16 protein-coding genes are annotated in these 20,846 nt (G+C 70.6%); 14 read left to right on the forward strand and 2 right to left on the reverse strand.

The genetic code is table 11. The features are described 5' to 3' along the window. Positions 1-98 precede the first annotated feature (98 nt). The 14 genes from ATL42_RS15380 (at position 99) to ATL42_RS15445 (ending at position 19,735) form a co-directional block, all read left to right on the forward strand. Complete coding sequence (locus ATL42_RS15380) at positions 99-2,297, forward strand: alpha-galactosidase (RefSeq protein ID WP_211281839.1); 2,199 nt, start codon at positions 99-101, stop codon at positions 2,295-2,297. Beyond that, positions 2,297-3,520 (forward strand): galactose-1-phosphate uridylyltransferase, encoded by a 1,224-nt coding sequence (gene galT / locus ATL42_RS15385; protein WP_098456114.1) that lies wholly within the window; start codon positions 2,297-2,299, stop codon positions 3,518-3,520. The genes ATL42_RS15380 and galT overlap by 1 nt, the downstream gene beginning before the upstream one ends. Beyond that, on the forward strand, positions 3,517-4,755 hold the full coding sequence (gene galK, locus ATL42_RS15390) for a galactokinase (protein ID WP_098456115.1): 1,239 nt from the start codon (positions 3,517-3,519) through the stop codon (positions 4,753-4,755). Before galT ends, galK begins: the two co-directional genes overlap by 4 nt. Positions 4,756-4,901: 146 nt before the next feature. After that, on the forward strand, positions 4,902-6,776 hold the full coding sequence (locus tag ATL42_RS15395) for a ribonucleoside triphosphate reductase (RefSeq protein ID WP_098456116.1): 1,875 nt from the start codon (positions 4,902-4,904) through the stop codon (positions 6,774-6,776). Continuing rightward, positions 6,773-7,465 carry an anaerobic ribonucleoside-triphosphate reductase activating protein gene (locus tag ATL42_RS15400; RefSeq protein WP_098456117.1) on the forward strand — a complete coding sequence of 231 codons (693 nt, stop codon included), beginning with the start codon at positions 6,773-6,775 and terminating at the stop codon, positions 7,463-7,465. The genes ATL42_RS15395 and ATL42_RS15400 overlap by 4 nt, the downstream gene beginning before the upstream one ends. Before the next feature lie 167 nt (positions 7,466-7,632). Beyond that, positions 7,633-10,011, forward strand: a complete 2,379-nt coding sequence (locus tag ATL42_RS15405) for a sodium-translocating pyrophosphatase (RefSeq protein ID WP_098456118.1) — start codon at positions 7,633-7,635, stop codon at positions 10,009-10,011. 43 nt (positions 10,012-10,054) lie between these two features. Beyond that, on the forward strand, positions 10,055-10,774 hold the full coding sequence (locus tag ATL42_RS15410; protein ID WP_098456119.1) for an endonuclease/exonuclease/phosphatase family protein: 720 nt from the start codon (positions 10,055-10,057) through the stop codon (positions 10,772-10,774). 97 nt (positions 10,775-10,871) lie between these two features. Next, complete coding sequence (locus ATL42_RS15415; protein ID WP_143556791.1) at positions 10,872-11,300, forward strand: hypothetical protein; 429 nt, start codon at positions 10,872-10,874, stop codon at positions 11,298-11,300. A 106-nt stretch (positions 11,301-11,406) separates the two neighbouring features. Continuing rightward, on the forward strand, positions 11,407-11,835 hold the full coding sequence (locus ATL42_RS16515; protein WP_098456121.1) for a hypothetical protein: 429 nt from the start codon (positions 11,407-11,409) through the stop codon (positions 11,833-11,835). A 61-nt stretch (positions 11,836-11,896) separates the two neighbouring features. After that, positions 11,897-13,519 carry a DUF7059 domain-containing protein gene (locus ATL42_RS15425; protein WP_098456122.1) on the forward strand — a complete coding sequence of 541 codons (1,623 nt, stop codon included), beginning with the start codon at positions 11,897-11,899 and terminating at the stop codon, positions 13,517-13,519. A gap of 69 nt (positions 13,520-13,588) precedes the next feature. Continuing rightward, a complete protein-coding gene (locus ATL42_RS15430; protein ID WP_245862639.1) occupies positions 13,589-14,599 on the forward strand; it encodes a phosphatase PAP2 family protein in 1,011 nt (336 codons plus the stop codon). 58 nt (positions 14,600-14,657) lie between these two features. Further along, a complete protein-coding gene (topA, locus tag ATL42_RS15435; RefSeq protein ID WP_098456123.1) occupies positions 14,658-17,546 on the forward strand; it encodes a type I DNA topoisomerase in 2,889 nt (962 codons plus the stop codon). 63 nt (positions 17,547-17,609) lie between these two features. Then, positions 17,610-18,677, forward strand: coding sequence for a Gfo/Idh/MocA family protein (locus ATL42_RS15440; protein ID WP_098456124.1), 1,068 nt, complete (start codon positions 17,610-17,612; stop codon positions 18,675-18,677). Then, a complete protein-coding gene (locus tag ATL42_RS15445) occupies positions 18,674-19,735 on the forward strand; it encodes a Gfo/Idh/MocA family protein (protein ID WP_211281840.1) in 1,062 nt (353 codons plus the stop codon). Before ATL42_RS15440 ends, ATL42_RS15445 begins: the two co-directional genes overlap by 4 nt. A 16-nt stretch (positions 19,736-19,751) precedes the next feature. On the opposite strand, the gene ATL42_RS15450 is transcribed toward ATL42_RS15445, so the two are convergent. Further along, positions 19,752-20,030: a hypothetical protein gene (locus ATL42_RS15450; RefSeq protein WP_098456125.1), complete on the reverse strand. Its 279-nt coding sequence runs from the start codon at positions 20,028-20,030 to the stop codon at positions 19,752-19,754. A 133-nt stretch (positions 20,031-20,163) separates the two neighbouring features. Beyond that, on the reverse strand, positions 20,164-20,829 hold the full coding sequence (locus ATL42_RS15455) for an HAD-IA family hydrolase (RefSeq protein WP_098456126.1): 666 nt from the start codon (positions 20,827-20,829) through the stop codon (positions 20,164-20,166). Between the last annotated feature and the right edge of the window lie 17 nt (positions 20,830-20,846).

Consider the following 20,846-nt stretch of genomic DNA (forward strand, 5'->3'; position numbering starts at 1 on the left):
GATCGATTCTCATGATTGACACCCCTTAAGTTCTGCACTAGAACTAAGTGCGTGGGGCCTGTGCGCGCCGCGACCACCAGACGAAGGAGTCATCGACCGTGTCAGCACCTGACCTCCTGCACCTGCGAGCGTCCGGCGTGAGCCTCGTGCTCGACTGCGCCGGCCACCTCCTGCCGCGCGTGCTCCACTGGGGCGCCGACCTCGGTGACGTCCCCGGTATCGAGCTCGAAGCCCTGCGCCGCGCGAGCGTGCCTCAGGTCGCCGGCGGCGCGATCGACGTCCCGGTGCCGCTGTCCGTCCTGCCCGAGCAGTCTGTCGGCTGGCTCGGCACCCCCGGCATCGCGGGCCACCGCGCCGGGTCCGACTTCTCCACGGCGTTCCGGGTCGAAGGCATCGAGGTCACCGCGCGCGAGACCGGCCCGGCGGCGGCGCCCACGCAGCGCGTCACCGTCCGCGCCGCCGACTCCGCCGCCGCGCTCGGGCTCGTCCTCGACATCGAGCTCACGCCGTCCGGGCTGGTCCGCCAGCGCGCCGTCCTGACGAACACCGCCGAGGCCTCCGCGCCGCGGCCCGAGTACACGCTCGCGTCGATGGACCTCTCCCTGCCGGTGCCCACCGAGGCGGACGAGATCCTCGACTTCACCGGCCGCTGGATCCGCGAGCGCGCCGCACAGCGCAAGCCCTTCACGTTCGGCACGCACGTCCGCGAGGTCCGCAAGGGCCGTGGCCACGACGCGACGCTTCTCGTCGTCGCTGGTCGTGCCGGCTTCGGGTACCGCTCGGGCGAGGTGTGGGGCGTGCACGTCGCGTGGTCGGGCAACTCGCGCATCGTCGCGGAGAAGATCCAGGGTGGCGACCGCCACCTCGCCGCGGGCGAGCTGCTCCTCGCCGGCGAGATCATCCTCGGCGCGGGCGAGTGCTACGAGTCGCCGTGGGTGTTCGCGTCCTACGGTGACGGCCTCGACGAGCTCTCTGCTCGCTTCCACGAGTACCTGCGTGGGCGTCCGCACCACCCGAGCACCGCGAACGGTCGTCCGGAGCGGCCGGTGCACATCAACGTGTGGGAGGCCGTGTACTTCGACCATCGTCTCGACAAGCTCAAGGCCCTTGCCGACGAGGCCGCTGCGATCGGGGTCGAGCGCTATGTTCTCGACGACGGCTGGTTCCGTCACCGTCGTGACCCGAGCGCGGGCCTCGGCGACTGGTACGTCGACGAGGACGTGTGGCCGGACGGCCTGAGCCCGCTCGTGGACCACGTGCGCGCTCTCGGCATGCAGTTCGGTCTGTGGTTCGAGCCGGAGATGGTCAACCCGGACTCTGACCTCGCTCGCGCGCACCCGGAGTGGATCATGGCGACGGGGGACCGTCTGCCGCCGGAGTCGCGCCAGCAGCAGGTCCTCGACCTCGGGCACGAGGGCGCGTTCGACCATGTCCTCGAGCGCATCGATGCGATCCTCACGGAGTACCCGATCGGCTACATCAAGTGGGATCACAACCGTGATCTCGTCGACGCTGGTCACTCTCCGACGGGTCGTGCGGGTGTCCACGACCAGGCTGCGGCGCTCTACCGTCTGCTCGACGAGATCCGCCGGCGCCATCCTCAGGTGGAGATCGAGAGCTGCTCTGGCGGCGGTGGACGGGCCGACCTCGGGATCCTCGAGCGCACGGACCGCGTCTGGGCGTCGGACTGCATCGATGCTCTGGAGCGGCAGAGCATCGAGGCAGGGACGGGCTTGCTCGTGCCGCCGGAGATGATGGGGTCGCACATCGGCTCGCCGCACAGCCATACGACCGGGCGTCGCCACGACCTCGACTTCCGGGCGGGGACGGCGTTCTTCAGCCACATGGGCATCGAGTGGGACCTCACGGAGACCAGCGCCGAGGACACGGCCGAGCTGGCCCGGTGGATCGCGCTGCACAAGGAGCACCGGGGTCTCCTGCACACCGGGACCGTCGTGCACGCGGACCACCCGGACGCATCTGTGTGGGTCCACGGCGTCGTCGCGCCGGGCGCGGACGAGGCGATCTTCACGGTCGTCCAGCTGACGACCGGCCCGAACGAGATGCCCGGCCGCGTGCGTCTGCCGGGGCTCGACGCGGCGACGACGTACCGCGTGCACCATCTCGACCCGGGCGCGGGCACCACCGACCACGAGGGCGGCCGCCGTCTGCGCTGGTGGGACGACGGCGTCGAGCTGTCGGGCCGGGTCCTTGCTGCCGTCGGTGTCCAGGCGCCGGTCCAGCACCCTGAGCACTGTGTCCTCCTGCACGTCACTGCTGTCCGAGAGGTTCTCTGATGACCACCACCGACGCTGCGCACGTGCGCCGCACCGCCACGACGCTCGCGGACGGACGTGACCTGTTCTACTTCGACGACTCTGAGCCGTACGTCTCGGGCGCCGCGACCCGTCGTCTCGACGACCCGCGCCCGCTGGCGGGCCGCTACGACCCGGTCGTCGCGGTCGACGAGGACGGCGTCGAGACGAGCGCGCCCGTGACGGGGCCGACCATGCGCTACGACGTCCTCACCGGCGAGTGGATCCCGCACGCGGCCCACCGCATGAACCGCACGCACCTGCCCCCGGCGGACGCGAACCCGCTCGCTCCGGCGAAGCCGGGCGCGGCGTACTCCGACGGCGAGATCCCTGCCGAGGACTACGACGTCGTCGTGTTCGAGAACCGGTTCGCGTCGCTCATGCGCATCCCGGGCGCTCCGGACGAGGTGACGGCGCTCGACGGCGAGGAGCTGTGGAAGGTGCGTCCCGCCGTGGGTCGCTGCGAGGTCATCTGCTTCTCTCCGGACTCGTCGCAGTCGCTCGCGACCGTCGGGCCGCTGCGGATGCGGACGATCATCGAGGCGTGGGCAGACCGCACCACGGAGCTCGGTGCGCTCGACGGGATCGAGCAGGTCTTCTGCTTCGAGAACCGTGGCCGCGAGATCGGTGTGACGCTCTCGCACCCGCACGGCCAGATCTACGCCTACCCGTACGTCACACCGAAGACGGAGGTCATGCTCCGTCAGGCGCGTGCGCACCGCGAGAGCACTGGCCGCAACCTCCTCAAGGACGTGCTCGAGGCCGAGCTGCGCTCGGGGCGTCGCGTGGTGCTCGAGTCCGAGCACTGGGTCGCGTACGTGCCGGCGGCGGCCCGCTGGCCCATCGAGGTCCACCTGGCGCCGCGTCGCGACGTCCCGGACCTGCCTGCGCTCACGGACGCGGAACGGGCCGACCTCGCGGACGTCTACCTCGAGCTCCTTGCCCGCATGGACCGCTTCTTCCCGGCCGACGAGACCGGTGAGCCGACGATCGCGCCGTACATCGCCGCCTGGCACCAGGCGCCGGTGCGCGAGGGCCGCGACGACCTGCGCCTGCACCTGCAGCTCTTCTCGATCCTGCGTGCACCGGGAAAGCTCAAGTACCTCGCAGGCTCCGAGTCTGGTGCGGGCGCATGGATCAGCGACACGACACCGGAGCGCATCGCGGACCGCCTCGTCGAGGTCGCGTCGGACGTGACCGCATGAGCCGCGCACCGCACTACGCGCTCGAGTGGCTCGATGCCTGGACCGTCGAGGACGGCAGCGCCCGTGCCGCGCAGCTCTTCGCCGAGGCGTTCGACGCGCAGCCGGACGGCACGTGGTCGGCGCCCGGCCGCGGCAACCTCATCGGCGAGCACACCGACTACAACGGCGGCCTCGTGCTGCCGTTCGCGCTCCCGCACCGCACGTACGCGGCGATGCGCCGTCGCGACGACGGGCTCGTGCGTCTCGTCTCCGCGCAGGAGCAGGGCGTGGTCCGCACGGTCGCGCTCGCCGACGTGGCGCCCGGGGCGGTCGACGGGTGGGCGGCCTATGTCGTCGGCGTCGCGTGGGCCCTGGCGCAGGACGGCTGCGCGGTCGGTGGCTTCGACCTCGCGATCACGTCGTGCGTCCCGTACGGGGCGGGGCTCTCGTCCTCGGCCGCGCTCGAAGGCTCGGTCGCGATGGGTCTCGACGCGCTCTACGGACTGGGTCTCTCGGCTGACGACGCGGGTCGTCAGCGTCTCGTCGCCGCGTGCATCCGGGCGGAGAACGAGATCGCCGGTGCTCCGACGGGCGGCATGGACCAGGCGGCTGCGCTGCGGACCCGTGCAGGTCAGGCGCTGCTGCTCGACTGCCGCAGCCTCGAGGTCGAGCACATCCCTTTCGACCTGGCCGCCGACGGTCTCGCGCTGCTCGTCGTCGACACCCGGGCAGCGCACCAGCTCGTCGACGGCCAGTACGCGGCGCGGCGCACCACGTGCGAGGCGGCGGCCGCGGTGCTCGGCGTCGAGACGCTGCGTGAGGTGACCGACCTCGAGGCCGCGCTCGGCCGCCTCGGCGCGCCCGGTGCGTTCGACGCGAGCGGCCAGGACCCGGAGGTCGCCGTCCGTCGTGTGCGCCACGTCGTCACGGAGATCGCCCGTGTCGAGGAGGTGCACGCGCTCCTCGAGGAGGGGTGGACCGCGGAGGTCGGCCCGGTGCTCACGGCGGCGCACGCGTCGTTGCGCGACGACTACGAGGTGAGCTGTGCCGAGCTCGACGTGGCTGTCGGTGCTGCGCTGAACGCGGGTGCGATCGGTGGCCGGATGATCGGTGGTGGCTTCGGCGGCTCGGCGATCGCCCTGGTGCGCACGGAGGACGTCGAGGCCGTCGCCGTGGCCGTCGCGCAGGCGTTCGCGACCGAGAACTTCACGCCGCCGGCGTTCCTCGTCGCTGTCGCGTCCGGTCCTGCGGCCTGAGGGACCGCCTCTCGTCGTGCGGGAAGCTCGCCGGTTGTCACCGGTCGCAGGACCTACGTCCCGTGGCCGGTGATAACTGAGGCGGAAAGATCTACATCTGGTAGTTCACGCAATCCACGCGACTAGATGTAGGGGTATTACGGGCGATGGTCGAAGCAGCGCGCAACCAGGTCGATGTTCGGTCCACCATGAAGGAATACCTCGACCGCACCGACTGGCGCGTCAACGCGAACGCCAACCAGGGATACTCCCTCGGCGGGCTCATCCTCAACACCGCGGGCAAGGTCACCGCCAACTACTGGCTCTCCGAGATCTACCCCGGCGCGGTCGGCGACGCACACCGCTCGGGCGACCTCCACATCCACGACCTTGACGTCTTCGGCGGCTACTGCGCCGGCTGGTCGCTGCGCATGCTCCTCACGGAGGGCTTCAACGGCGTCCCCGGCAAGGTCGAGTCGAACCCGCCGGAGCACCTCACCTCTGCGGTCGGGCAGATCGTCAACTTTCTCGGGACCATGCAGAACGAGTGGGCCGGTGCGCAGGCGTTCAGCTCTTTCGACACGTACATGGCGCCGTACGTCCGCAAAGACGGGCTCGGCTACGAGACCGTGCTCCAGTGCATCCAGGAGCTCGTCTTCAACCTCAACGTCCCGTCCCGCTGGGGTACCCAGACCCCCTTCACCAACCTCACCTTCGACTGGACGTGCCCCGCAGACCTCAAGGACGACGTCCCGGTCGTCGGCGACCAGACCATGGGCTTCACCTATGGCGACCTCCAGGCCGAGATGGACATGATCAACCGCGCCTACATCGAGGTCATGACCACCGGGGACGCGTCGGGCCGCGTCTTCACCTTCCCCATCCCCACGTACAACATCACCGAGGACTTCCCGTGGGAGTCCGAGAACGCCACCCGCCTCTTCGAGATGACCGCCAAGTACGGTCTCCCGTACTTCCAGAACTTCATCAGCTCCGACCTCGAGCCCGGCATGGTTCGCTCCATGTGCTGCCGCCTGCAGCTCGACCTCCGGGAGCTGCTCAAGCGGGGCAACGGACTCTTCGGCTCGGCCGAGCAGACCGGCTCGATCGGCGTCGTCACCATCAACTGCGCCCGCCTCGGGTATCTGCACCGTGGCGACGAGGCCGGGCTCTTCGCTGCGCTCGACACCCTCCTGGACCTGGCCCGCGACTCCCTCGAGATCAAGCGCGAGGTCGTCCAGCACTACATCGACGAGGGGCTGTTCCCCTATACCCGCCGGTACCTCGGCACCCTTGACAACCACTTCTCGACCATCGGCGTCAACGGCATCAACGAGATGATCCGCAACTTCACCGCTGACCCGTGCGACCGCGACTGCGACCACGCGAAAGACGACATCACCACCCCGGCAGGCCATGCGCTCGCGCTGCGCCTGCTCGATCACGTCCGTGGCCGGATGGTCGAGCACCAGGAGGCCACGGGGCACCTCTACAACCTCGAGGCGACCCCGGCCGAGGGCACCACGTACCGCTTCGCCAAGGAAGATCGTGCGCGGTTCCCTGGGATCATCCAGGCAGGCACGATCGCCAACCCGTACTACACGAACTCGTCCCAGCTGCCTGTCGGATTCACCGCGGACCCGTACGAGGCGCTCCAGCGGCAGGACGCGCTGCAGCGCAAGTACACCGGTGGCACCGTCCTGCACCTGTACATGTCAGAGCGGATGTCGTCGGCGGACGCCGCCCGCGAGCTCGTGCGACGGTCCTTGTCGAACTTTCGGCTCCCCTACATCACGGTGACACCGACCTTCTCGATCTGCCCGAAGCACGGGTACCTCGCCGGTGAGCACCCCACGTGCCCGCGCTGTGCCGCCGAGAAGCCGCTCGCCGAGCCGACGGTGTGCGAGGTGTGGACCCGCGTCATGGGGTACCACCGACCGGTGAGCTCGTTCAACATCGGCAAGAAGGGCGAGCACGCGGAGCGGCTCATGTTCGAGGAGCGTCGCGCGGTCGCCTCTCGCGTCGTGCCCGTCCTGGCATGACGGGGGTCGGTGCTGCTCGCAGCGTGCAGCGGGCGACGGCTGACCACCTCGTCATCGCCGGTCTCGAACCCTTCTCGAGCTGCGACTGGCCGGGCCGGCTCGTCTCGACGCTCTTCCTCCAGGGGTGCCCGTGGCGGTGCACGTACTGCCACAACGTCTCGATCCTCGACCCGCGGGCTCCGGGCGAGACGACGTGGGCCGAGGTCCTCGGTCTGCTCTCGCAGCGTGACGGACTGCTCGACGGCGTCGTCTTCTCCGGTGGAGAACCCACTCGTCAGGCCGGCCTCGCCGACGCGATGCGCCAGGTCAGGGCGATGGGCTTCGGCGTCGGGCTACACACCGGTGGGGCGTACCCGCGACGCCTCGCGGCCGTGCTCGGCCTCGTGGACTGGGTGGGGTTCGACATCAAGGCGACCCCGGAGAAGTATGCGGCGATCACCGGGATCGACAGCAGCGCGGGCCAGGCGTCCCGCTCGCTGCGTCTCGTGCTCGACGCGGGCGTGCCCGTCCAGGTGCGCACGACGGTCGACCCGACGGTCCTCACCGACTCCGACGTCGAAGAGATCGCGGAGAGCCTCGCCAGGCTCGGTGTCACCGACCACGTCGTCCAGGAGGTGCGGACCGAGGGCGCGAGCGCCGCGTTCGCCGAGCGGCTCGCCGCGCACCGCCGGGCGCAGCCGCTCGGCTGAGCGGCGTCCGGCGGGTCGGCGGTCGCGCGCGCTGCTCGCGCCGGTCTGGGGCAACCATCGTGCTGTATGGGCGTTTCGTGCGTAGACTTCCGGCAACGCACATCCTGTGACCGGCGTCACATCTATCGAGGTGCAGGTCAGGGGTCCGCAGTCGTCAAGGAGGACGAATGCTCGAACTGGGTTCTGCCAGCATCACGATCGTCAGCGTGATCGCCGTCATCGGTCTCGCGTGTCTCGTCGTCGCGTTCGTCCTGCGACGGCAGGTCCTCGCCGCAGACGACGGCACCGCGAAGATGCAAGACATCGCGCGCGCCATCCAAGAAGGTGCGTCCGCCTACCTCAGCCGTCAGTTCCGCACCCTCGCGCTGTTCGCGGTGGTCGTGTTCGGGCTGCTCTTCCTCCTGCCGGGAGACACCGGGATCCGCATCGGGCGGTCCGTCGCGTTCCTCGTCGGCGCCGGGTTCTCTGCCTCGATCGGGTACCTCGGCATGTCGCTCGCGGTCCGCGCGAACGTGCGCGTCGCCGCAGCCGCCATGCGCCCAGGGGCACGCGCCGAGGGCGCCAGGATCGCGATCCGCACCGGCGGCGTCGTCGGCATGTCGGTCGTCGGGCTCGGCCTCCTCGGCGCAGCCGGGGTCGTCCTCGTCTACCGCGGCGACGCCCCCTCCGTCCTCGAAGGATTCGGCTTCGGCGCAGCGCTGCTCGCGATGTTCATGCGCGTCGGCGGCGGCATCTTCACCAAGGCGGCCGACGTCGGAGCGGACCTCGTCGGCAAGGTCGAGCAGGGCATCCCCGAAGACGACCCGCGCAACGCCGCGACCATCGCCGACAACGTGGGCGACAACGTCGGCGACTGCGCCGGGATGGCCGCAGACCTCTTCGAGTCCTATGCCGTCATGCTCGTCGCAGCCCTCATCCTCGGCAAGGCGACCATGGGCGAGGCAGGGCTCGTCTTCCCGCTCGTCGTCACCGCGATGGGCGCGTTCGTCGCCCTCGTCGGCATCGTCATCACCAAGGTCCGTGGCAGCGAGAGCGGGCTGCGAGCCATCTACCGCGGGTTCTACGTCTCCGCGTTCCTCGGCGCCGTGCTCGCCGCGATCGCCGCGTTCGTCTACCTCCCGTCCTCCTTCGCAGCCTCCCCGGCGAGCGCCGGGCTGGCCGACGTCACGAGCGACCCCCGGCTCCTCGCGAGCCTCGCCGTCCTCATCGGCGTCGTCCTCGCCGGCATCATCCTCTGGGTCACCGGCTACTTCACCGGCACCACGTCCAAGCCGACGCTGCACGTCGCCGCGACCTCCCGCACGGGCGCCGCGACCGTCGTGCTCTCGGGCATCGGCGTCGGCTTCGAGTCGGCCGTCTACACCTCAGGCATCATCGCGGCCGCGATCTGCGGGGCGTTCCTCCTTGCGGGCGGCTCCGTCGGCCTGTCCCTCTACCTCATCGCGCTCGCGGGCTGCGGGCTCCTCACCACCGTGGGCGTCATCGTCGCGATGGACACGTTCGGTCCCGTCTCGGACAACGCCCAGGGCATCGCGGAGATGTCCGGCGACGTCGACGAGGCCGGCGCGCAGGTGCTCACGGACCTCGACGCGGTCGGCAACACGACGAAGGCCATCACCAAGGGCATCGCGATCGCGACGGCGGTGCTCGCCGCTACCGCGCTGTTCGGCTCGTACCGCGACGCCGTCACCACGGCGATGGCGACCATCACGACCGAGGCGAGCGGCGGCATCGTCGCCTCGATGCTCAACTACGAGATCACCTCGCCGGTCACGCTCGTCGGAGTGATCCTCGGCGCGGCGACGGTGTTCCTCTTCTCCGGCCTCGCGATCGACGCCGTGACCCGTGCCGCCGGGGCGATCGTCTTCGAGGTCCGCCGCCAGTTCCGCGAGCACCCCGGCATCATGACGTACGACGAGCGCCCCGAGTACGGCAAGGTCGTCGACATCTGCACCCGCGACTCCCTGCGCGAGCTCGCCACACCCGGGCTGCTCGCGGCCTTCGCGCCCATCGCGGTCGGTTTCGGACTCGGCGTCGGGCCGCTCGCCGGGTTCCTCGCCGGTGCGATCGGCGCCGGCGTCCTCATGGCCGTGTTCCTCGCCAACTCGGGGGGTGCGTGGGACAACGCGAAGAAGATCATCGAGGACGGCCACTACGGCGGCAAGGGGTCGCCGGCGCACGAGGCCGTCGTCATCGGCGACACCGTCGGCGACCCGTTCAAGGACACCGCCGGCCCGGCGATCAACCCGCTCATCAAGGTGATGAACCTCGTCGCGCTCCTCATCGCTCCCGCGGTCGTCGCCATGAGCGTTCCGGCCGACGCCAACCACGTCCTGCGCATCGGCGTGGCCGTCGTCGCGACGGCGATCGCCTTCGGCGCGATCATCGCGTCCCGCCTGCGGGTGGCGAGGATCGACGCCGAGACCGTGGACGAGGGCCCGGCGCCGGGGCACGACCCGTCGCACCGTGCCTCGCACCTCGCCCCGCCGACGCCGGACGAGGCACAGCAGGCGAGGTCCTCGGAGGGGGCCGCCGAGCACCGCTGAGCCCGCAGCGCGGGCAGCGCCAGCAGGATCTAGCCTGGTGCGCATGGTGGCAGACGTCCGGGTCCTCAGCTACAACATCAAGGAGCTCTCGCTCGACGAAGAGGCGGTCGTCGAGGTCCTGCGCGAGACGCACGCCGACGTCGTCGCGCTCCAAGAAGCGACCCGGCACCCCACGGGCCGGTGGCGCATGCACCGTCTCGCACGGCGTGCAGGGATGACCTGCGTCGTGGCCGGCGGCGGTCCGTGCGGGTCCTTCACGACAGCCCTCTTCGTCCGCGCAGACCTCGCCGGGCGCGTCGTGAGGGCGAGCGGACGGCCGCTGCGCTGGAAGTGGTGGTACCGCAGGGCGCGGCTCGCCTGGCCGACGCGGCGCGGCTACGCGGTCGTCGATCTCGGAGACGTCGTCGTGGTCTCGGTCCACCTCGGGCTCGACCCTCGAGAGCGTGCCGACCACTGCCGGCAGCTCCAGACCGTCGTCGACCGGCTCGGCGCGGACCGCTGCGTGGTCGTCGGGGACCTCAACGAGACGCCGGACGGTCCGAGCTGGGCTGCGCTGGGACCGCAGCTGCGTGACGCGGCCCTTGAGTCGAGCGCGCCCGGAGCGCAGGACGCGACCTTCTCCGTCGCGCACCCGCGCAAGCGCATCGACGCCGTGCTCGTGGGCAGGGACATCGAGGTCGTGCAGGTCGAGACGCTCCGCTCCCCGGCCGCGCTGCGCGGCAGCGACCACTTTCCGGTGCTCGCAGAGCTGCGTCGGCACTGACAGCAAGGCCAGGAGCAGCCGTTTCAGCGGACGCATGGGGAGTTGTACCCCGGTACGTGGCTTGCACCGGCCTCCTGGCAGCACCCACTATTGCCGCATGACAACTCACATGAACCGAAAGTCTCTCGTGGCTGCGTCCGGCGCCACGCTGCTCCTCGCCACGCTCCTCACCGGGTGCGGGAGCAGCGGAGGAGACGTCGAGGCGTTCTGCGACGACGCAGGAGCCATCGTGGACGGTTCGTTCCTCGACGACGTCGACGCCAACAGCACCGACGACCCCGCGGCCGTCTACGACACCGCGCTCGAGCGCGTCGACAAGGTCGACCCGCCCAGCGACATCGAAGAGGACTGGACGATGACCACCGAGGCGATGCACACCTACCTCGAGGGCATGGCCGACCTCGACCCGGAGTCGGACACCTACTCGGACGACATGGACACGCTCATGGGCACTGTGGACCAGGAGTCGCTCCAGACGGCGAGCGACAACATCGAGACGTACCTCAGCGAGAACTGCGAAGCCTGACCTCAGGCGTGGCTGGCAGCTGCCCGGCCATCGAAAGACGCGCATCGAGAGACCTCCCGACGGGGTGGTCTCTCGTGCGTTCTTCCTCTGATCTGAGAGCTGCCCAGTGAGAGCAACGCCGCTCGATGCACGTGCCGCGACCGCCGTCGTCCTGAGCCTCGCCGTCCTCGGCACCGCCGCGTGCGGCTCGACGCAGGACTCCGACGAGGCGGCAGCATTCTGCACGAGCGTGACGTCTCTCGCGGACGGATCCCTTCTCGAGGGCCTCGACCTCACCACCGTGGAGACGCTCTCGGCCGACGACCCCGCGCTCGTCGCAGCGCAGGACGCGCTCGCGGAGCTCGAGGCCGTGAGCGCACCACCCGAGGTCGCCGACGAGTGGCGCACGGTGCTCACGCCGTTGGCAGGCTTCCTCGATGCCCTGGGCGCCACGGGCGCGGACGGGACGCTGGACGACCTGGCTGACGCGCTCGTCGCGCCCGAGGTCGTCGAGGCAGGCACCGCGGTGGACGCGTACGCCTCCGAGCACTGCTGACCTGAGCCCGCCCACCGACCTGCCGGCCGACCGGCCGGTCACGGTGAGGAATCATGGACGCATGACTGTGCCTGCTCCCGACCGTGTCCGTCCTCGCCCGGCTCCCGCGTCCGACGCGCTCGTGGGGGCTGACGCGCCTGTGGTCGACCGGCGTCTGGTCGATGCGCTGCGCGCCGACCTCGGCACGAGCGACTTCACCGTCGACGGCATCGAGGCAGAGCTCGGCCCGGTCGCGGCGGCGGCTCTGCACCGTGAGCAGACCCTTCCCGCCCTGCGGGCCACGACCGGCGAGCAGGGCGGCCGAGCGGTGCTCACCCGGCTGTTCGTCCTCGGGGTCGAGGTCACCTCGGCTGCGCTCGACGCCGCGCTCCCGACCCTCGGGTCCGAGGGTGCAGCGCGGCTCGGTCTCGTCGAGCGGGCAGGCCACGCGCCCGGCGACAGCGTCCGGGCGCGCGTCGACCTGCGGCCCTACGCAGCCATGGACGCGGGCGGGCCGGTGAACTGGTGGCTCGCGTCAGACCTCGGCGAGACCACGACGGGGCGCAGGCTCTCGGCCGACCACGTGCTCGGCGCCGGAGGAGCGTCGACGACGCTCGCCCAGGTGACCGTCCGCACCTACCGCGACCGGGTGCTCGACCTCGGGACGGGGTGCGGGGTCCAGGCGCTGCACGCGTCGCGACACGCACGCGAGGTGGTGGGCACAGACATCTCTGCGCGCGCACTGCGTTTCGCAGCGCTCAACGCGGCCCTCGACGGGGTCGCGCTCGACCTGCGGCTCGGGTCGATGCTCGAGCCGGTCGCGGGCGAGGCCTTCGACCTCGTCGTCTCCAACCCGCCCTTCGTCATCACGCCTCGTCACCTCGGTGCCGGCGCGACCACCATCCCTACCTACGAGTACCGCGACGGCGGTCGCGCCGGCGACGACCTGGTCCGTGACCTCGTCACGAGCGTCGGGCAGGTCCTCGCCCCGGGCGGGGTCGCCCAGCTCCTGGGCAACTGGGAGCACCGTCGCGGCGAGGCTTGGACGGAGCGCGTCGGGGAGTGGCTCGACGCGTCGGGTCTCGACGGGTGGGTCATCCAGCGCGAGGTCCAGGACCCGGCCGAGTACGCGGAGCTGTGGATCCGCGACGGCGGGACCACCCCCGAGCGCGAGCCTGGCCCGTGGGCCGAGGCGTACTCGGCGTGGCTGGAGGACTTCGCGTCCCGGGACGTCGAGGGCATCGGCTTCGGCTTCATCACGCTGCGGCGCCCGCTCGACGGCGCACGGCCGACGCTCCGACGTCTCGAAGAGCACAGCGGCGCGCTCGAGCAGCCGCTCGGGACGTTCCTCGCGCACAGCCTCGACGCTCACGACTGGCTCGTCGCACGCAGCGACACAGCCCTGGCCGACGAGCGGCTCGTCGTGGCGGGCGACGTGTCCGAGGAGCGCTTCTACACCCCGGGGGCGAACGACCCGAGTGTCGTCGTCCTCCGGCAGGGTGGCGGGACCGGGCGAGCGATCCACGCGTCGACGTCGCTCGCGGCGCTCGTCGGCGCGTGCGACGGCGAGCTGTCGGTCGGTCAGATCGTCGGCGCCATCGCCTCGATCTTCGACGTCTCGGTCGACGACCTGGCTGCCGAGCTTCTCCCGGCTGTCCGTGGGCTCGTCCGGGACGGGTTGCTCGTGCGTGCTGACACCATGTGATATCCCGTCCGTCCAGCACGTCGACGCGCCCTGCCCAGAATCGTCACACGCCTGGCATAACGTTGCACCGTGAGTCTCGACCCTTCGCCGCGCCCCGCAACACCGCACGACGACGCACCGTCCCAGCCTGACGGGACACCTGTGCCCCGGGTCGTCCCGCGTGCCCTGCGCGTCTGGGCGGTGTTCCTCGCGGCCACGGCCGCAGCCGGCACCCTCGCCGTGTGGCGCTACTTCGTCGGGTCGACCACCGGACAGGCTCTCGACCAGATGGCCTTCGACGGCGCGACCTACGGGCGCGGCACGCTCTGGGTGGTCGCCGAGCCCGTGCTCGACGTCGTCTCCATCTCGTTCGTCGTCGTCGGCATGACCGTCGCCATGGGGATCGCTCTCGTGCGTCGGCGCTGGAACCTTGCCGCCCAGGTCGTCGTCCTCGTCGTCGGGGCGAACCTCACCACGCAGGTCCTCAAGAAGTTCGTGCTCGACCGCCCCGACCTCGGCTACGACTCGTGGGGCAACAGCCTTCCGAGCGGGCACACCACCGTCGCTGCGTCGGTGTCCGTGGCGCTGGTGCTCGCCGTCCCGCGCGGGGCACGCCCGCTCGTCGCGCTCTTCGGTGCCACGTACACGGTCGCGACCGGCATCTCGACGCTCGTCGGCCAGTGGCACCGGCCGAGCGACGTCATCGCCGCGATGCTCGTCGTGCTCGCGTGGGGCGCTCTCGTGTGCGCCTTCTCGTCCGAGTCCGCGCTCGATCCCCTGTCGGAACGCCCGGTGGTCCTCGAGAGCCCTCGTGACTACCAGATGCACTCGTCGTCGACCACGCTCGCCGTCGCGCTCCTTGCCGTCGTGGGTGTCGCAGCCGGTGCGATCGCCGGGTGGGCGCTCCTCGAGACTGCCTCCATCGTGTCCGGCGAGACGGCAGCCAGGGGGCGCTCCGGGTTCATCGCGTACGTCGGCGGAGCCGGCGGTGTCGCTGCGGTGACGGCCCTCGTGTTCGCCCTTCTGCTCGGCCTGCGGCAGGGGGTCGCCCGCCCCTGGCGTCGCCCGTCCCGGTGTGACGGGCATTCACAGAGGCCGTAGGCTGCCGAAGAACCCTTCGTCGTGCTCAGCTCGACCTCGTCATGGAAGCAGGCCTTGAATGTCCGCTGGTCGCAAACTCGTCATCGTGGAGTCGCCCGCCAAGGCGCGCACGATCGCCGGCTACCTCGGCGACGACTACGAGGTCGAGGCGAGCGTCGGGCACATCCGGGACCTCCCTCAGCCTTCCGACATGCCTGCGGAGATGAAGAAGGGCCCCTTCGGCAAGTTCGCGGTCAACGTGGACGACGGGTTCGAGCCGTACTACGAGGTCTACGCGGACAAGAAGAAGAAGGTCGCAGAGCTGAAAAAGGCGCTGAAGAGCGCCGACGAGCTCTACCTGGCCACTGATGAGGACCGCGAGGGCGAGGCCATCGCGTGGCACCTCCTCCAGGAGCTCAAGCCCAAGGTCCCCGTCAAGCGCATGGTCTTCCACGAGATCACCCGTGAAGCGATCCACCGCGCCTTGGAGAACACCCGAGAGCTCGACGAACGCCTCGTCGACGCCCAGGAGACCCGCCGCATCCTCGACCGCCTCTACGGCTACGAGGTGTCCCCGGTCCTGTGGCGCAAGGTCCGCCAGGGCCTGTCCGCCGGCCGGGTGCAGTCCGTCGCGACGCGCCTCGTCGTCGAGCGCGAGCGCGAGCGGATGGCCTTCGTCACGGCAGGCTACTGGGACGTGTCGGGTGAATTTACGACCGCCGCCGGACCCGACTCGGGGGAGTGGTTCACGGCCAAGCTCGTCCAGGTCGACGGCGCACGCGTCGCCTCCGGACGGGACTTCTCGGACGCCGGCGAGCTGAAGTCGCCGAAGGGCGTCGTCCACCTCGACGAGTCCGCCGCGCTCGCGCTCGTCACGGCGCTCGCGGACCAGCCGACGACGGTCCGCAGCCTCGAGACGAAGCCGTACACGCGTCGTCCTGCTGCCCCCTTCACCACCTCGACCTTGCAGCAGGAGGCGTCGCGCAAGCTGCGCATGTCCTCGCGCCAGGCGATGCGCACCGCGCAGTCCTTGTACGAGAACGGCTACATCACGTACATGCGTACGGACTCGCCGTCCTTGTCCGCTCAGGCGACGGACGCCGCACGCCGTCAGGCCGCCGAGCTCTACGGGCCCGAGTACGTCCCGGACTCGCCGCGCGTCTACTCGGCCAAGAACAAGGGCGCGCAGGAGGCCCACGAGGCGATCCGCCCCGCCGGAGACTCGTTCCGCACGCCGGCCCAGGTGTCGCGCGAGATCAGCGGCGACCAGTTCAAGCTCTACGAGCTCATCTGGAAGCGCACGGTCGCGTCGCAGATGGGTGACGCCCGGGGCTCGACCGCGTCGGTCCGCCTGGCCGTCCAGGCAGCGGCCGCCAGCGAGACCACCGAGGCCGTCTTCGCGGCGTCGGGAACGGTCATCACCTTCCGTGGCTTCCTCGCCGCGTACGAGGAAGGCCGCGACACGGAGCGCTACGGCGACGACACGAGCGCTGCCGACGAGGCCAAGGCGAAGAAGACCGAGGACGCACGCCTGCCCCAGATGTCCGAGGGCGACGCGCTGGACAGCCGCGACCTCGCAGCCGACGGTCACTCGACCTCGGCACCACCGCGATTCACCGAGGCGAGCCTCGTCAAGGCGCTCGAGGAGCGTGGCATCGGCCGACCGTCGACGTACGCGTCGACGATCTCGGTCATCCAGGACCGCGGCTACGTGCTCAACCGTGGGCAGGCGCTCGTCCCGAGCTGGCTCGCGTTCGCTGTCGTCCGGCTCCTCGAGGAGCACTTCAGCCAGCTCGTCGACTACGACTTCACCGCAGGGATGGAAGCGGACCTCGACGCGATCGCGGCGGGCGACAAGGAGCGCGTCGCCTGGCTCACGAACTTCTACTTCGGCGACCCGGCCGCAGGCGCGGACGGCGAAGGGCTCCACCAGCTCGTCGAAGACCTCGGTGACATCGACGCACGCGAGATCAACTCGATCGCGATCGGTGAAGGCATCACGCTGCGCGTCGGACGCTACGGGCCCTACATCGAGGACACGGCAGCCGAGGTCAAGGAGGGTGAGACCCCGCCGCGCGCCTCGGTGCCCGACGAGGTCGCTCCGGACGAGCTGACCGTCGCGAAGGCGCGGGAGCTCCTCGCGACGCAGGGCGACGGCGACACCGTGCTCGGTGAGGACCCAGCGACAGGGACGACGATCGTCGCGAAGGCCGGACGCTACGGCCCGTACGTCACGGAGGTGCTGCCCGAGCCCGAGTTCGAGGCCGGGCTCTCGGCGGCTGCGCTCAAGCGCGCCAAGGCTGCGCTGCCCAAGCCGCGGACCGCGTCGCTGCTCAAGACGATGGCTGTGCAGACGGTGACGCTCGACGACGCGCTCATGCTGCTCTCGCTCCCGCGCGTCGTGGGGACCGACCCGGAGTCGGGGGTCGAGATCACAGCCCAGAACGGTCGCTACGGCCCGTACCTCAAGCGGGGGACCGACTCGCGCACGCTCCCGAGCGAAGAGTCGATGTTCACCGTGACGCTCGCTGAGGCGCTCGAGATCTACGCGCAGCCCAAGCGTGGCCGCGGTGCGACCGCTGCGCCCCCGCTCAAGGAGCTGGGCGAGGACCCGACGTCCGGCAAGCCCATCGTCATCAAGGAGGGCCGCTTCGGCGCGTACGTCACTGACGGCACGACGAACCGCACGCTCCCGAAGGACGTGACGATCGAGGGGATGACGCACGAGCAGGCCGTGGACCTCCTGGCGGAGAAGCGTGCCAAGGGCCCGGTGAAGCGGACGACGACGAAGGCTGCCGCGAAGAAGGCACCAGCGAAGAAGGCCCCGGCGAAGGCGACGGCTGCGAAGACCACCGCGGCCAAGACCACCGCAACCACGACGACTGCGGCCAAGACGACCGCCGCGAAGAAGCCCGCTGCCAAGAAGCCTGCGGCGAAGAAGCCGGCTCCGGAGAAGCCCTCGGCCTAGCTCCCAGCACGCAGCCGTGGTCTCCCGTGACGGCTCGTCGGCGACATCGGCTAGCGTGGATGCATGACTGAGAGCAGCGTCGCCCAGAATGCCCAGAACGTCCCCGCGTCACCTGCCCCGCTCGAGGCTCCGTCCATCCGGTGGGGCATCCTCGGGGCGGGGGGCATCGCCAGCTCCTTCGCGCACGCGGTGACCACCGAGACCTCGTCCCACGTCGTCGCGATCGGGTCGCGCGATCCTCAGCGCGCTCGCACGTTCGCCGACACGAACCTCGGCGAGGATGCGGCCGGCGTGCGCATCCACGCGACCTATGAGGCGCTCGTCGCCGACCCGGAGATCGACGCGGTCTACGTCGCGACGCCGCACTCGCACCACCACGAGCACGCGCTCCTCGCTATCCGTGCGGGTAAGAACGTCCTCGTCGAGAAGGCGTTCACCCGCAACGAGGCGGAGGCCGAGGAGGTCTTCGCGGCGGCCCGCGAGCAGGGCGTCTTCGTCATGGAAGCGATGTGGACGCGGTTCTTGCCGCACGTGGCTGCGCTGCGCGCCGTGATCGCCCGCGGTGACATCGGTGACGTCGTCTCGCTCGCTGCCGACCACGGTCAGTTCTTCGACGTCCCGGTCGAGCACCGGCTCGTCAACCGTGACCTCGCGGGCGGGGCGCTCCTGGACCTCGGCGTCTACCCGGTCTCGTTCGCTCACGACATCCTCGGTGTGCCGGCGTCGATCACGGCTGTCGGCCAGCTGACGGAGACCGGCGTCGACGGCCAGATCTCGATGATCTTCGACTACCCGGGCAACGTCCAGGCGCTCTTGCACACCACGCTGTGGGCCAAGACTCCGACGACAGCGACGATCTCCGGCACGCGCGGGCGCATCGAGGTCGACGGGAACTTCTACGTACCGACCTCCTTCCGGGTCATCGGGCTCGACGGCTCGACGCTCACGTACGAGCGTCCCTCGATCACGGGGCTCGAGTTCGAAGCCGCGGAGGTCGCCCGCCGGATCACGGCAGGTCAGACGGAGTCGGAGCGCATGTCGTGGCAGGGCACGCTCGAGGTGCTGCGGTCGATGGACGAGATCCGCCGGCAGATCGGTCTGGTCTACCCGGGGGAGAGCACGCCGCGATGACCGCACAGGCTGGCGCGACGACGATGCTCACCGGCGCGGTCGCTGACCCGATGGAGGCGCCCGCGCTGCGGTGGGGTGTGCTCGGAGCCGGATACATCGGCGGCTCGTTCGCCGACGCCGTCACGCGCTACACGGCGGGGACCGTCATCGCGGCAGGCTCGCGCGACGTCGCGAAGGCCGTGCGGTTCGCCGCCGAGCACGGTATCGAGCGGGCGTACGGCTCGTACGAGGAGCTCGTGACGGACCCGGACGTCGACGTCGTCTACGTCGCGACCCCGCACTCGCACCACCGCCAGCACGCACGGCTCGCCATCGGTGCAGGCAAGCACGTCCTCGTCGAGAAGGCGTTCACGCGCAACGCGAGCGAAGCGCGCCAGGTCGTCGACGCGGCGCGCGGTGCCGGGGTCTTCTGCATGGAGGCGATGATGACGCGGCACCTGCCGCACGTCGCGGCGCTGCGCGACGTCGTCGCCCGCGGTGACATCGGCGAGGTGCGCGAGCTGCGTGCGGGCTTCGACATCTCCGGACCGTTCGACGCCGAGCACCGGATGTACCGTCCGGAGCTTGCCGGCGGCGTGCTGCTCGACCTGGGGATCTATCCGCTGTCGTTCGCGGTGGATCTGCTCGGGCTCCCGGACGAGGTGCGCGCGACGGGCCTCCTCGCCCCGACGGGCGTCGACGTCCACGACGCGATCGTCCTGCGGTACGGCAACGAGGCGCTCGCCTCGCTGTCGACGACGGTCCGGGCAGCGTCCCCCTCCGTGGCCACGATCATCGGCTCCGAAGGACGGATCGACGTCGTGGAGAGGTACTTCGAGCCGACGACCTTCACCGTGACGAGCGCGTCCGGCACGGTCGAAGAGTACGACGGTCGTCCTCGTGACGCCGACGGGCAGCTCGTCGGCGAGGGCAAGCAGTTCGAGGCAGCCGAGGTCGCTCGGTGCATCGCGGAAGGGCTCACCGAGAGCCCGCGGATGACGCTCGACGAGACGGTCGCGCTCATGGAGATCATGGACGACGTCCGCGCGCAGATCGGTGTCGTCTACCCCGACGAGTGACGCCCGGGACGGTGGTTCAGGCGCTGGCCGGCGGCACCGCGGGGGTGTCGTCTGTGGTGCTGACTGTGCTGTCGTCGACGGGCACCGCGACGACGTAGCTGTGCCCGTCGGGTCCGACGACGCGGGTGAGCTCGGTCCGCAGGGTGCTGTCACGCTGCTGCTCGGCCGCGTTCGCGGGGCGCACGGGTGTCGTCGAGTCGCCGATCTGGGCTGGTCCGAAGATCGGCAGGAGGCCTTCGGTCAGACGCATCCCGCGGGACGTGCGGCTCGTGCTCTTGGGCTTGCGACCGAGCATGGGGGCCTCCTACGTAGGTTGTGTGCGGCTCGCGGCGGTGCGAGGAGCATGGTCCACCCAGCATACGGAGCCTTGCGTGCGTCAGGACGGGACGACCAGCCTGCCAAGTGACCGGCCGCCTGCGCAGGATCCGCTAGACGTCGAGGATCGTCAGCGTGCCGTCGTCGGCGACGCGGACCGTGAAGGACGCGACGCTCGAGGCGTGCGCGTCGGCGTCCAGCGTCTCGAGCGTGTGCGTCCCGCTGACGGCGAGCGTCGCGCAGCCTGCGGCGCGACCAGAGGCGAGGCCGGCGGGCGCGTCCTCGACGACGAGGCAGCGAGAAGGATCGAGACCGAGCCGGGCTGCACCGAGCGCGAAGGGCTCGGGGTCGGGCTTGCCGTTCTGGACGTCGTCGGCGGTGACGACGACGTCGGGGACAGCGAGACCGGTGGCCGTGATGCGGGCGTGGGCCAGGTCGCGTGTGCAGGACGTGACGATCGCGACGCCGGCGGCAGGGAGCAGGTCGAGCAGCTCGGCGGCGCCCGGCAGGAGGAGCACGCCGTCGACGTCGCTGACCTCGATCTCGGTGATCCGGGCGAGCGCAGCGTCGACGGCGTCGGCGGGCAGGAGCCGCTCGATGAGCGTGCGTGCTGGTGTGCCGTGGGAGATGCGGAACGTCATCGCGTCGAACCCGTGCTCGCCGGCCCACCGCGACCAGCTCCGGTCGACGGCTGCGATGGAGCTGATGAGCGTCCCGTCCATGTCGAAGAGGATCGCGTCGAAGGTGCGTCCGGCGAACGCGGTTCCTGGGGTGAGCATGAGGCAACCCTATGTCG

It is taken from the genome of Sanguibacter antarcticus, from assembly GCF_002564005.1.
In the GTDB taxonomy this organism is placed as follows: domain Bacteria; phylum Actinomycetota; class Actinomycetes; order Actinomycetales; family Cellulomonadaceae; genus Sanguibacter; species Sanguibacter antarcticus.